The organism is Arthrobacter sp. B055-34, from assembly GCF_059090425.1.
Genome location: NZ_JBNHFQ010000002.1, coordinates 128,125 through 141,940, shown reverse-complemented (window position 1 = coordinate 141,940; position 13,816 = coordinate 128,125). Strand labels below are relative to the sequence as shown.

Genomic DNA, 13,816 nt, shown 5'->3' with positions numbered 1-13,816 from the left:
GCGGGACGCCCTTCAAATTCGAGCAAACTTCGAGAAAGACAGTAGTGAATGGAACTGCGCGAGCGGATCAATAAGTCAGCCATGTCTCCCTACCAGTGGCTGATCATCGGACTGTGCGTCCTGCTGAACGCACTCGACGGCTTCGACGTCATGGCCATGGCCTTCACCGCCACCAGTGTGACCAACGATTTCGGCCTCAGCGGCACCGAACTCGGCCTGCTGCTGAGCGCCGGGCTGGTGGGCATGGCCATCGGCTCCCTGGTGCTGGCACCCTTTGCCGACGTCGTCGGACGCCGTCCGATGATCCTGGTTTCACTGGCCCTGGCGGCAGGCGGAATGTTCTTGTCCGCGCTGGCCAACTCCGCCGTCGAACTGGGGCTGTGGCGGGTGATCACCGGGCTGGGCGTCGGCGGCATCCTCGCCTGCACCAACGTCATTGCGAGCGAGTACTCCTCGGACCGTTGGCGCGGCCTGGGCATCGGCATCTACACCGCCGGCTACGGCGTCGGCGCCACGCTGGGCGGCATGGCGGCCGTGTCGCTGCAGGGCAGCTACGGCTGGCGTTCGGTCTTCGTCTTCGGCGGCATTGCCACCGCTGCCGCGCTGGTGCTGCTGGCCGTTCTCCTGCCCGAGTCCGTGGACTTCCTGCTGACCCGGCGCCCGCGCAATGTGGTGGAGCGGCTGAACCGGATTGCCCGCCGCATCGGGCAACCTGCAGTCACGGACCTCGGCGAGGCCCACGGCGCCGCGGGACAGGCCAAGGGGCGCAACAAAGTCAGCGACCTGCTGGCCCCGGCGAACCGGCGCACCACGCTGCTGATCTGGCTGGCGTTCTTCGCCACGATGTTCGGTTTCTACTTCGTCAACAGCTGGACGCCGCGCCTGCTGGTCGAAGCCGGCATGACCGCCGAGCAGGGCGTGGTGGGCGGCCTGATGCTGACGCTCGGCGGCACCTTCGGCTCCATCCTGTACGGGGTGTTGGCCACCAAATGGAGCAGCCGCGGCGTGTTTATCTGTTTCGCGGTGCTCTCGGCAGTGTCCATGGTGCTCTTCATCAGCTCCGCGGGCATCCTGGTGCTCGCATTCATCGCCGGGGTGGGCGTCGGCATGCTCATCAACGGCTGCATCGCCGGCCTCTACACCGTCACGCCGGCACTGTACGCCACCGGAACCCGCAGCACCGGCGTGGGCTGGGCGATCGGCATCGGGCGCATCGGCGCCATCGTTGCCCCGATGATCACCGGCTCCCTGCTGGACGCCGACTGGAGCCCGGTCCAGCTGTACCTGGGCGTCGGCGCGGTGGTCCTGGTTGCCGCCGTCGCGGTCCGCCTGCTCGGGCCGGTCCGCGAGAGCAGCGCCGCCCGCCCCGAACTGGCGGACGCCTCCGCCAGGTAGGCAAACAGCCAAACAGACAATAACGACGGCGGTCCCCACCTTTGGCGGGCGAAGTCCAGGCTTCGCCAGCACCCAGGTGAGGGGCCGCCGTCGTCGTTATGGGTAGTGGGTGGGCCGGCTACGCTTCCGCGGGTTCGTCTGCCGGTGCCAGCGTCCGTTCCAGCGGGTGCTCAATCTCGTTCCGCAGCATCCGGCCGCAGACAATCGCGATCACGGACAGCACCGGCGACGCCAGCCCGACCAGCAGGAAAATCAGCCAGATCGGAATGATCTCGCCCAGCGGGCCGGCCAGCGCCATGGACACCGGCATCAGCGCCAGCGAGACGAAGAAGTCCAGGCTGGAGATGCGGCCGAGCAGGTGGGACGGGACGCGGCGCTGGAGCAGGGTTCCCCAGATCACCATGCCCGCGCTGCCGGTGGCACCCATGATGAACAACGCGCCGGCCATGACCCAGAAGCTGTCGGTGAACCCGAGGATAGCCAGCGGCATGATGCCGGCACCCCACATCATGATCATCACGCTCAGGTAGCGGCGGGGGAGAGGCAGCGAGGCCGTCACCATGGCGCCGACTGCCCCGCCTGCTCCGAAGATGCCCAGCAGGAAGCCGAAGGTGCGGGCATCGCCCTCGAGCTGCGCAGCCACGGCGAAGGGCAGCAGCACCTCGATCGGCCCGATGAAAATGAGCGTTGCGACCACGGCCCACAGCAGCGTCCAGAGCAGCCAGGGTGTCTTGACCGTGTAGGCGACGCCTTCCTTCAGGTCCGCTAGGACGGAACCCTTGGCAGGTGCGGCGGGGCCGCCTTCCGGGACGGGTTCGGCGCCGAGGAAGCAGAGGATCACCAGGGCCGCGAGATGGCCGAAGCTGATCCAGCCGATAGCGGCGGCAGGTGAGAACGCGGCGACCACCATGCCCGCGGCGGCAGGGCCGGCGGCCTGCTGCAGCAGCGGCCGGATGGTTCCTTCCATGCCGTTGGCTGCCAGCAGGTCATCCGCGGGCAGGATCCGGGGCAGGATCGCCGAGTATGCCGGGAAGAAGAACGCCGCACCCACGCCCAGCAGGAAGGCGGCCGCCGCCAGATGCCACAGCTGCAGGCGGCCCGTGAGCGCCAAAAAGCTGACCGCGCCGATGGCGGCCAGATTGACTGCCTCCACGGCCAGGATGAGCCGGCGCCGCGGCAGCCGGTCGGCTGCGATGCCGCCCAGCAGCACAAAAGCCAGCAGGCCGACGCTCGAGCAGGTGGCCACGATGGACAGTTCGGCCGGACCGCCGCCCAGGTGGATGACCTGGTACACCATGGCGACTGCCCACATGCCGGTGCCGAAAATGGAGATCGCCAGGGCGGCGATCAGCACCCGGTAGTTGTGGTGTGCAAAGGGGCGCAGGGCGCGCGGCACGGACATGGGTGTTCCTCGGATGGTTGAGCGGAGTACCAGTATCCGCCCAAGTGATTGGGAAAATCAAATCACTCTTGGGGCTGGTGGGAAACAACGTCCGACGGCGGCACTTTGATGAGTGCCGCCGTCGGACGTTTGCTGTGGTTCAGGGCCGGAAGCTGCTTCTGCGGGAGCGGCCGGCCGCCACCGGTTACCGCTCGGCGGCAGCCACAGGCGCCGGTGCCGGCGCATTGGCCCGGCCCACGGCTTCGTCGAATTCCGCTTCGATCTCGGCATTGGGCTTGTAGGTGATCAGGCTGACCACCACCGCGACGATCACGTTGAGGATGAAGCCCGGAACGATCTCGTACATGGTCTCGGTCAGCGCCGAATTGCCCCACCAGAAGACGGTGATCGCACCGGCAACCATGCCGGCAAGGGCACCGGGCATGGTCAGCTTACGCCAGTAGAGCGAGAGGATTACGGTCGGGCCGAAGGAAGCGCCGAAGCCCGCCCAGGCGAAGGCCACCAGCCCAAGGATTGTGTCGTTCTGGCTCCAGGCCAGGGCCATGGCGATGAGGGCGACGACCAGTACGCCCATCCGGCCCAGCATCACCTGCGCCTTGGCCGAGGCTTGCTTCTTGCTGACAATCTTGTACAGATCCTCGACCAGTGCCGACGAGCAGACAATCAGCTGCGACGAGAGGGTACTCATGATCGCGGCGAGCACGGCAGCGAGCACCATGCCGGCGATGAACGGGTGGAAGAGGATCTGGGCCAGATCCAGGAACACCGATTCCGGATCCGCGAGCGTAGCGTCCGGATTCTGCTGGAAGTAGGCGATACCGACGAGGGCCGTTGCGGTGGCGCCGAGAACGGTCAGGATCATCCAGCTGATACCGATGCGGCGGCCGGCCTTGGCGTCGGCGGCAGAGCGCATCGCCATGAAGCGGACAATGATGTGCGGCTGGCCGAAGTAGCCCAGCCCCCACGCGGCAGCCGAGATGCCGGCCACGAGTGTGCCACCGGCGAACAGGCTCAGGAAGGACGGGTCCACCTCGCGGATCGAGTCGAACGTTGCGCCGATGCCGCCGGTGGCGAAAACACCCACGATCGGGACGATCAGCAGGGCGAGGAACATCAGGATGCCCTGAGCAACGTCGGTGAACGTTGCGCCCATAAAGCCGCCGAAGAGCGTGTACAACACGGTGACGCCTCCGACAACCAGCATGCCGGTCAGGTAGCTGGAGCCGAAGGACGCCTCGAAGAACACGCCGCCGGCCACCATGCCGGAGGAGACGTAAAAAGTGAAGAAGGCCAGGATGATGACGCCGGAAGCGACCCGGAGGATGTGGGTCTTGTCCTTGAGCCGGTTATCGAAGAAGCTCGGCACCGTGATGGAGTTGTTGGAGACCTCGGTGTAGGCGCGCAGCCGCGGGGCGACGAACTTCCAGTTCAGCCAGGCTCCGATGGTCAGGCCGATGGCGATCCACGCTTCGAACAGGCCGCCCACGTAGAGGGCGCCGGGCAGGCCCATCAGGAGCCAGCCGGACATGTCGGAGGCGCCGGCGCTCAGTGCCGCTACCCCGGGATGCAGGCCGCGGCCCGCGAGCATGTAGTCGTCCAGGTCGTCGGTGCGCCGGAAAGCCCACCACCCGATGCCTAGCATTCCTGCCATGTACAGCGCCATGGCGATGATCTGATATATCTGGTCGTTCACGAGGTGTCCTTCCGGGGTGACCGGGTGGGGGTGAGTGAGCCTGTCCAGTATTCCAGCGACCTGCATGTGACGCCAATAACGATGACCCGGCAGCTTGTCCAGCGTCCGCTCCCAATACCGGCCACCCTACGCCGAAGTGACAACAATTGGCATTGTGGTTGGGCCTAGTCAAGACCATGAGGTGGGGGTTTTTCCTTTAGTCAGTGCTGGTCTGTCTGCAGAAGATGGCCGGTTGGTTTAGCCGCCCTCCAGCCGCACCGCGGCCCCATTCGTACGAGCCGTGGCCGAATGCTTCGTTGATAACCACGAAGCGGAAGCTCCGGTTGCTCCCTGCCTGGGCACCGGCCTTGCTGCCGCCGACATTTTGCCCGTTTCCGATGCAAGATCACGTTTCGGCCCCAGCCATTGGTTACTCCATTCGATGGAGGTAGCATCGAGCCATCGTGCGCATCAGGCTTCGCTGCCCTTGAGATCGTGACCGGCATCCAGCCTGCGGATCAAAGGAGAACCATGCGTGGCATCTGGAGCACCTCCGTCAAATCATCGCTGTCACTGATTGCAGCCGGCCTGCTGGTGCTGACCGGCTGTTCGGCCGGCGGCGGGGGAGGGGATGCCGGCGCTGGCGACGAGGCCACGCTGCGCATTGTGTACCAGAAGTCGGGTGAAGGTTCCCCGCTGGACACTTTGATGCAGGACGTCAAGACCCAGTTCGAAGCCGGGAACGAAAACGTCACCGTCCAACTGGAGCCGGTTGAGGGCAGCGACGAGGATTACGCCACCCGACTGGCGCTCTCGCAGCGCTCGCCGGATACCGCGCCGGACGTGTTCTACGAAGATACGTTCAAGGTGCGCTCCGACGTCGACGCCGGGTACCTGCTCAACCTTGACCCGTACCTCGCTGAATGGCCGGACTGGGAACGCTTCAACGAAGGCGCAAAAGCGGCAGGCGTGGCCGACGACGGCGCCACTTACGCAGTCCCGCTCGGCACCGACACCCGGGTGATCTGGTACAACAAGAACGTCCTGGAAGCCGCAGGGGTGGAGGTGCCCTGGGCACCGAAGACCTGGGAGGACATCCTGGCGGCCGCACGCCAGATCAAGGAGTCCCAGCCGGACGTTGTCCCCTTCCATATGTATGCCGGCACGGGCACCGGCGAGGGCACCGTCATGCAGAGTTTCTACGAACTGCTGTACGGCACGGACAGCCGGCTCTACAACGAGGACCAGCAGAAATGGGTGGTCGGTTCACAAGGCTTTGTGGATTCGCTGGCCTTCCTGAAGACGCTCTACGACGAGGAACTCGCGCTTACCCCGGCCCAGGCGCTGGATCCGAACATCTGGCAGGCTGTCTTCGGCGAGTACCTGCCCCAGGACAGGATGGGCGGTGTAGTCGAGGGCTCCTACTCGCCGAGTTTCTGGCAGGAGGGAGGCATGTTTGAATGGGCCGACTACGGTGACGTGATGGGCGTGGCGCCGTTCCCCACGCAGAACGGCCAGGAGCCCGGCGCGGTCAGCATGTCTGGCGGCTGGACACTGGCCATCGGAGCCAACTCCCGGAACCCGGACCTGGCTTTCGAGTTCCTCAAGACGGCGATGAGCCAGGAAAACCTGCTGAAGTACACGGTGGACAACTCGCAGATCGCCGTCCGTTCGGATATCGCCGAAGACCCAACCTATCTGGAGTCGAACCCGTTCGTGGCCGACGTCTCCGAGGTTGTGGACGTGACGCATTACCGCCCCGCCACCAGCGACTACCCGGAAATCTCCACGGCGGCGCAGCAGGCGACGGAAGCCGTCATCACCGGGCAGCGCAGTCCGGAGGAGGCCGCGGCGGACTATGACGCCGCCGTGCGGGACATCGTCGGAGCTGACAACGTCGTCGACGAGTGACCACATGACCGCCGGGACCAGCACCCGGCCCGAGCTCCGGCCGGGCAACGGACCGGGGCACGGGAACAGCGGCAGGACCGGTGCGCTGTGGCTGAAGTTGCTGCCTCTGGCCCCGGCGATTGCACTGCTGGGGATTTTCCTGGCCGGGCCGATCATCTTCTCCGTCTACGGGTCCTTCACCAATGCCGCGCTGACGGGCAAAAATGCCAAGGACCCGCAGTTCATCGGGGTCGAAAACTATGCGGACCTGTTCCGCGACCCGAACTTTCCGCAGTCCCTGTGGCTGACCGTGCTGTTTGTGTTCGCCTCGGCCATTGTGGGGCAGAACCTGCTCGGGCTGGGAACAGCGTTACTGATGAACAAGGCAACCAAGGCGGTTGCCGCCGTCGTCGGTGTCTGTGTGGTGGCGGCGTGGGTGCTGCCGGAAATCGTGGCCGCCTTCGTGGCCTACGCGTTCTTCTTCCGCGAAGGCACCCTCAACCAATTGACGGCCACCGTCGGGATCGCGCCGGTGGACTGGCTTTTCGAACATCCCATGCTGGCAATCATTCTGGCCAACATCTGGCGGGGAACCGCGTTCTCCATGATGGTCTACCAGGCGGCGCTGAACGATGTGCCGCAGGAAATCAGCGAGTCCGCGATGATCGACGGCGCCGGCGGGGTGCTGCGGCTCTGGTACATCACGCTGCCGATGATCCGGCGCAGCATCGCCACGAACCTGATGCTGATCACCTTGCAGACTCTGGCGGTTTTCACCCTGATCTACGTGATGACCGCCGGCGGTCCTTCCCGGCGCAGTGCCACGCTGCCCGTCATGGCCTACGAGGAAGCCTTCCGGTACAGCAACATCGGCTACGGCACGGCAATCGCCGTCGTGATGATCCTGATCGGCGCAGTGTTCTCCGTGGTGTACATCCGTCTGCTGAAGGAGAAGTGAGCGATGTCCCCGACACCAGCACCAACGCCTGCTCCTGCAACTGCTGCCGCCGCTTCGCCCGCCCCTGTCCGGGGCGGGGAGCGGCGTCCGCGTTCCGGCTTGTCCGTTTCCTCCGCCCGCAGGTCCGCGTCGAAGACGCTGGCCAATGCGGTGCTGATCCTGCTGGGGCTGTGTTTCCTCATCCCGCTGAGCTGGCTGGTGCTGGCGTCGCTGGATCCCGAGGCCGGCTACACCACCGAGCTGCCGAAGACCTTTACGCTGGATAACTTCGCGGCGGTGCTGACCCCGGAACTGGCGTTTGTGCCGCTGCTGAACAGCCTGCTGCTCTCGGCCGGGGCCGCCGCCCTCACTGTGGTTGCGGCCGTGCTGGCGGCGTACCCGCTGTCCCGGTACCAGTTGCGCTTCAACAAACCGTTCCTTTATACGGTGCTGTTCGGCACCTGCCTGCCGATCACCGCCATCATGGTTCCGGTCTACGGCCTGTTTGTGCAGCTGAATCTACTGGACTCGTTGCCGGCCACCACGTTTTTTATGGCCGCGACATTCCTGCCGATGGCCATCTGGATGACCAAGAACTTCATGGATTCGGTCCCCATCAGCCTGGAGGAAGCCGCCTGGATGGACGGCGCATCCTCGATGAAGGCGCTCGCCTACGTGGTGGTGCCGCTAATGCGACCGGGATTGGCCGTAGTGTTCATTTTCGTTTTCATCCAGGCTTGGGGGAACTTCTTTGTGCCGTTCATCCTGCTGCTGTCCTCCGGCAAGCAGCCAGCCGCCGTGAGCATCTTCCGCTTCTTCGGCCAGTATGGCACCGTGGCGTACGGACAGCTTGCCGCCTTTTCCATCCTTTATTCGATTCCGGTGATCCTGCTTTACGTGCTGGTCGCGCGCGGCATCGGCGGCTCGTTCGCCATGGCCGGTGCGATGAAGGGGTAGTTCGTCGCAATAGTCCTTAAGGAGTGTTTATGCACGACAACCGGTTACTGGTCGAGGCACGGATCCAGCGGTTCATGACGGAGCGGCTCGCAGCGCAGCTCTACCGGGAGGCTGTACCGCTGCGGGTCGAGGCGTGGGCCTGCCCGGATGAGCCGGTTCCCTGCGCGGAGGCGATGCTGCAGCAGTTCGAGCCCTTTGCCGTGGGCCGGCCCTGGGGGTTGCCATGGGGGACCACCTGGTTCCGGTTCACCGGCGAGGTTCCCGCGGATTGGACCGCAAAGTACGACGGCGGCACCCGCCTCCGCGGGGAAGGTTCCGTTGGGCTGCCCGTAGGGGAGTGCGAGGGCGCCGCGCGGCTGGAGGCGGTGATCGACCTCGGCTGCACCTCTCTGCTGCCCGGCTTCCAGGCCGAAGGGATGGCCTACCGCCCGGACGGCAGCATCATCAAGGGCATCGAACCGCTGAACATGCATGTCCCGCTGGCTCCTGGAGCTGATGGCAGGATCGAGTTTTATGTGGAGGCGGCGTCGAACCCCAACGTCGCGGACGGATTCCTCTTCGCGCCCACGCCGCTGGGGGACAAGGCCACCGCCGGGAGCGAGCCGCAGAATGTGCTGGCCCGGGCGGACCTGGCACTGCTGGATATGCAGGTGTGGGGACTGACGCAGGACTTCCGGACGCTGGACGGGCTGATGCGCGTGCTGCCCGAGGACCTGCCGCGCCGGCATGAGATCCTGCGTGCACTGGAACGGGCCCTCAATGCCTCCGATCCGCAGGACCTCGCCTCGACGGCCCCGGCAGCGAGGGCCTGCCTGGCCGAAGTGCTTCAGGCCCCGGCGTATGCCAGTGCGCACCGGATCCATGCCGTCGGCCATGCCCACATCGACAGTGCGTGGCTCTGGCCGGTGCGTGAGACCGTGCGCAAGGTGGCCCGGACGTTTTCCAACGTGCTGGACCTGATCGAGGAGCACCCGGATTTCGTCTTCACCGCTTCGTCGGCCCAGCAGTACTCGTGGCTGAAGGAGCACTATCCGGAACTGTTTGAGCGGGTGGCCGCAGCCGTGCGCGGCGGCCGCTTTGTGCCCGCCGGCGGCATGTGGGTGGAACCGGACACCAACATGGCCGGCGGGGAGGCTTTGGCGCGGCAGTTCGTTGCCGGCAAGCGTTTCTTCCTGGAGAACTTCGGGGTGGAGCCGCTGGACGTGTGGCTGCCGGATTCCTTCGGCTACTCCGGTGCGCTGCCGCAGATTGTCAAGGCCGCCGGTTCCCGCTGGTTCCTGACGCAGAAGATCTCCTGGAACGACACCAACCGCTTCCCGCACCACGCGTTCCAGTGGGAAGGGATCGACGGCACGCGGATCTTCACGCACTTTCCGCCTGCGGATACGTACAGCTCGGACATCTCCGCGGCACAGCTGGCCCACGCCCAACGGAATTACCGCGAAAAGGGCCCGGCCAACACCTCGCTGCTGCCCTTCGGCTGGGGCGACGGCGGCGGCGGGCCCACCCGCGAGATGCTCGCGGCGGCCTACCGAACGGCAGATCTCGAGGGTTCGCCGCGGGTGCAGCTCTCCGGCCCGGAAACGTTCTTCCGCGCGGCAGAGGCGGAGTATCCGGAGCCGCCGGTCTTTTCCGGAGAGCTGTATCTGGAGTTCCACCGCGGCACTTATACCTCGCAGGCGCGGACCAAACGGGGCAACCGGCGCAGCGAGCATATGCTGCGCGAGGCCGAGCTCTGGGCCACCACCGCGGCCATCCGCAAAGGTACGCCGTACCCCTATGACGAGCTGGAGCGTGCCTGGCAGACGGTGCTGTTGCAGCAGTTCCACGACATCCTGCCCGGTTCATCGATCGCCTGGGTCCATCAGGAGGCCGAGCGCAACTACGCGCAGGTAACCGAAACGTTGGAAAGGTTGATCGCGGAGGCGCTCGCCGCCGTCGTCAATCCGGACCGCGGCCGGCTCAGCGTCAACGCCGGTCCCTATCCGATAGCCGGGGTGTCCGGACTGGGCGGCGGTGCGCCCACAGAACCTGTGCCGGTCCGGCTGGAACATGGCGAGGGCGGGTGGACCCTGCGCAGTGAAGCGCTGGAACTGACAATCGACGACGCCGGACTGCTCACCTCGCTGCTGGACCGCGGCGCCGAACGGCAGCTGGTGCCGGCCAGGCTGGCGGGCAACCTGTTCCAGATCTTCCGTGACACGCCCAACCAGTGGGATGCATGGGACATCGACGAGAACTACAAGGCAACTGTGGCAGAGCTGCGCAAGGCGGACTTTGTGGAACCGCTGGAGACGGACGGGACGCCCGGGCTGCGGATCCGCCATTCCTTCGGGGACTCCGTCCTGACCGAGCAGATCCGGCTGAGCCAGGACGGAAGCGCCGTCGAACTTGAAATTGAGGTGGACTGGCACGAGCAACAGAAACTGCTCAAACTGGCGTTCCCGCTGGACGTGCACGCGGACCGCGCCGCATCGGAAATCCAGTTCGGACACATCTACCGGCCCACCCACAGCAACACATCCTGGGACGCCGCCCGCTTTGAAACGGTGGCGCACCGCTGGATCCACGTCGCAGAGCCCGGCTACGGCGTGGCCCTGGCCAATGACGCCACCTACGGTTACGACATCGGCCGCGCGGCGCTCGCCGACGGTGCCGGCACATACACGTCCGTCCGGGCATCGCTGCTGCGCGCGCCGCTGTTCCCCGATCCGGGAGCCGACCAGGGGCGGCATTCCTTCCGCTTCTCGCTGCGGCCCAACGCCGGAATACCCGAAGCCGTGGCGGAGGGGTACCGGCTGAACCTGCCGCTGCGCACCGCCGACGTTGCGGTGTCCGATGACGACGCGGGAGGCGCCGATGCAGGCAGCACTGCGCTTAAGCCGCTGTTCGCCGTCCCTAATCCCGCGGTCGTCATCGAAGCGGTCAAGCTGGCCGAAGACCGCAGCGGCGATGTTGTGGTGCGCTTGTATGAGGCGCACGGCGGCCGGGCCGAAGCCGTACTGCAACCCGACTTTGATTATGACGGCGTGGCCGCCACGGATCTGTTGGAGCGCGGAGTGCCGGCCGACTGGCTCCAGGACGTGCGCTCAGGAGTCCGAGTGCGGCTCCGGCCCTTCCAGCTGGCCACGCTTAGGTTCCGCCGCTAGCGGCTTTCTCCGCCGGTTTCTTCCGTGGGTTCGGCCGGCATCGAGACGGAGGATTCCGGCACCCACATCACGTCTCCGTGTTCGGCGTTGGCTCTACGCGCCATCACGAACAACAGGCCGGACAGGCGGTTCATGTAGCGGGCGCATTCGATGTTGACGGTGTCCGGGTGTTCCTCGACGGCGCGCCACACAGCGAACTCGGCGCGCCGGACAACTGAGCGGGACTGGTACAACATAGCCCCCGCGAAGGTTCCGCCGGGCAGGAGCATGCCACTTAGGTCGCCGGCCTCCTGCTCGAAGTGTTCCAATGCCCGGTCCAGCCGCTCAGTATGGGCGGGAATGATCCTGGCCTTGGCCGGTGTGGGGCTGTTGGTGGGTGTGCTGAGGTCCGTGGCCAAGTCAAACAGGTCATTTTGCACGCTGATCAGCGTTGCTACTACATGCGGAGGCAGGGAGCCTCCAGCCAGCGTTACAGCGATGGACGCGTTTGCCTCATCGCACTCCGCGTACGCGAGGACCCTCACGTCTGTCTTGGGAATGGTGCCATGTCCGCCGAAATCCGTCTGGCCGGAGTCGCCGCTGTGCGTGTAGCCTAGCTCGTTCATGGCTGCAACTATACTAACGATAGATTCCGGGGCAGAAGTGGCAAACGTAGAGCAGGGCTTAGTCCCGTTGCAGCAAAGCAGAACAACACGGACCAGCGAGGGTTTCCATGAGTGAACATCAAGCGGGTAAATCGCCGGAATCGCAATTGGGTGATGCGGTCTCCGACACTCCGGCCCATGGATGGGCCGGCATAGATAAAACTGTTTTCGGTGTCTCCTTAGTGATCGTCGTCACCGTCTGTATTCTCGGCATCTTTTTCACAGAGGCTATCGGGGAAGCCGCCGCCGCGGCCCTCGGCTGGATCACCAGCACCTTCGGCTGGCTCTTCATTCTCGCTGCCACCGGATTCGTCGCGTTCTCCCTGGTCCTGGCGTTCGGCCGGTACGGGAACATACCGCTCTCCCGCGAAGGCGAGGAAACGGAATTCTCAACGCTGTCCTGGATTGCCATGATGTTCAGCGCCGGCATGGGCATCGGCTTGATGTTCTTCGGCGTCTACGAACCGGTCACCCACCTCGCTTCGCCTCCGCCGTTTGTGGGCGCGGAAGGGGGCAGCGACGCCGCCGCAAGCGAGGCCATGGCCTACACCTTGTTCCACTGGGGACTGCATCCATGGGCCATCTACTCCGTGGTGGGCCTCGCACTGGCCTATTCCACCTACAGAATGGGCCGCGGCAACCTGATGAGCTCGCCGTTCCACTCCCTGCTGGGCAAAGAGCGGATCGAGAAGGGCTGGGGTAAGCCGATCGACATCCTCGCCATCATCTGCACGAAGTTCGGTTCGGCCACCTCGCTGGGGCTGGGTGCCTTGCAGATTGCCGCAGGACTGACCTTGCTGAGGACGGGCGAGTTCGACGACAACCCAGGCGCCGCGCTGCCCATCCTCATTATCTGTGTCCTGACGGTAGGCGTGGTCTTTTCTGCGGCCAGTGGGGTGTCCAGGGGCATCAAGTGGCTGAGCAACACCAACATGATCCTGGCCGCTGTCCTGCTGGTATTCGTTTTCGTCGTCGGGCCTACGGTGTTCATCCTCGACCTGCTGCCGAACTCCATCGGTACCTATCTGTCCAGCCTCATGTCGATGAGCTTCCACTCGGCTGTTTTCGGCGGCGGGGACTGGCTGGCAAGCTGGACCATCTTCTACTGGGCCTGGTGGATTTCGTGGACGCCGTTCGTGGGCACCTTCATCGCACGGATCTCGCGCGGCCGCACCATCAAGGAATTTGTCCTCGGCGTGCTGCTGGTTCCCACCGCCGTCAGCATCATCTGGTTCACCATCTTCGGCGGCGCCGGCATCAACGCACAGCTGGGCGGATTGGATATTGCCGGTACCGGCAGCGAGGCGGCCGGATTCTTCGCACTGCTGCAGCAGTACCCGTTCTTTATCGGCGCGGCGATTGTGGTCATGGTCCTGACCGCAGTCTTCTTCGTCAGCGGCGCCGATGCCGGCTCTCTGGTGCTTGGCACGTTGTCCTCGCGGGGCAAGAAGGAACCCTGGAAACCGCTGGTCATCATGTGGGCGATCCTCACCGGCGCGGTGGCAGCGGTCCTGCTCTTTGTGGGCGGGCTGGGTGCGTTGCAGACGTTCACCATTTTGGCGGCCACGCCGTTTGTGCTGATCATTATGGGTCTCTGCGTCGCCCTCTATGCGGACCTTCGGAAGGACCCGTTGCGGCAACGCCGGATGGGCCCGGTCCGGGGCGCAACTGCCGTGCCGACCACGGTTCCCTTTGCCCAACCCGTAGAGACGGGCGCCATCGACACCGTTGACAGCCCGCCGAAGAGGGAATCAGACGACAAGTAACGGC

General features: G+C 65.2%; 9 protein-coding genes. 6 read left to right on the top strand and 3 right to left on the bottom strand.

Annotated features, from left to right (window positions below; all coding sequences use genetic code 11):
- Positions 1-48: 48 nt before the first annotated feature.
- Positions 49-1,395 (top strand): MFS transporter, encoded by a 1,347-nt coding sequence (locus tag AC5RWO_RS03745; RefSeq protein ID WP_498729507.1) that lies wholly within the window; start codon positions 49-51, stop codon positions 1,393-1,395.
- A 118-nt stretch (positions 1,396-1,513) separates the two neighbouring features.
- On the opposite strand, the gene AC5RWO_RS03740 is transcribed toward AC5RWO_RS03745, so the two are convergent.
- Complete coding sequence (locus AC5RWO_RS03740; RefSeq protein WP_498729506.1) at positions 1,514-2,797, bottom strand: MFS transporter; 1,284 nt, start codon at positions 2,795-2,797, stop codon at positions 1,514-1,516.
- A gap of 184 nt (positions 2,798-2,981) precedes the next feature.
- Complete coding sequence (putP, locus tag AC5RWO_RS03735) at positions 2,982-4,490, bottom strand: sodium/proline symporter PutP (protein ID WP_498729504.1); 1,509 nt, start codon at positions 4,488-4,490, stop codon at positions 2,982-2,984.
- Positions 4,491-5,000: 510 nt separating this feature from the next.
- Here putP and AC5RWO_RS03730 point away from each other — a divergent pair.
- The 4 genes from AC5RWO_RS03730 to AC5RWO_RS03715 are packed head-to-tail and all read left to right on the top strand — an operon-like array spanning position 5,001 to position 11,402.
- Positions 5,001-6,380, top strand: a complete 1,380-nt coding sequence (locus AC5RWO_RS03730) for an extracellular solute-binding protein (RefSeq protein ID WP_498729503.1) — start codon at positions 5,001-5,003, stop codon at positions 6,378-6,380.
- Positions 6,381-6,384: 4 nt separating this feature from the next.
- Positions 6,385-7,317: a carbohydrate ABC transporter permease gene (locus AC5RWO_RS03725; protein ID WP_498729501.1), complete on the top strand. Its 933-nt coding sequence runs from the start codon at positions 6,385-6,387 to the stop codon at positions 7,315-7,317.
- Between the two features lie 3 nt (positions 7,318-7,320).
- Positions 7,321-8,253 (top strand): carbohydrate ABC transporter permease, encoded by a 933-nt coding sequence (locus AC5RWO_RS03720; RefSeq protein WP_498729500.1) that lies wholly within the window; start codon positions 7,321-7,323, stop codon positions 8,251-8,253.
- Between the two features lie 29 nt (positions 8,254-8,282).
- Positions 8,283-11,402 carry an alpha-mannosidase gene (locus AC5RWO_RS03715; RefSeq protein WP_498729499.1) on the top strand — a complete coding sequence of 1,040 codons (3,120 nt, stop codon included), beginning with the start codon at positions 8,283-8,285 and terminating at the stop codon, positions 11,400-11,402.
- On the opposite strand, the gene AC5RWO_RS03710 is transcribed toward AC5RWO_RS03715, so the two are convergent.
- Entirely contained in the window at positions 11,399-12,007 is a 609-nt protein-coding gene (locus AC5RWO_RS03710; protein WP_498729497.1) for a cob(I)yrinic acid a,c-diamide adenosyltransferase, read from the bottom strand. The genes AC5RWO_RS03715 and AC5RWO_RS03710 overlap by 4 nt on opposite strands.
- Positions 12,008-12,114: 107 nt before the next feature.
- Here AC5RWO_RS03710 and AC5RWO_RS03705 point away from each other — a divergent pair, with 107 nt between their 5' ends.
- Positions 12,115-13,812, top strand: coding sequence for a BCCT family transporter (locus AC5RWO_RS03705; protein WP_498729495.1), 1,698 nt, complete (start codon positions 12,115-12,117; stop codon positions 13,810-13,812).
- The last annotated feature ends 4 nt before the right edge of the window (positions 13,813-13,816 follow it).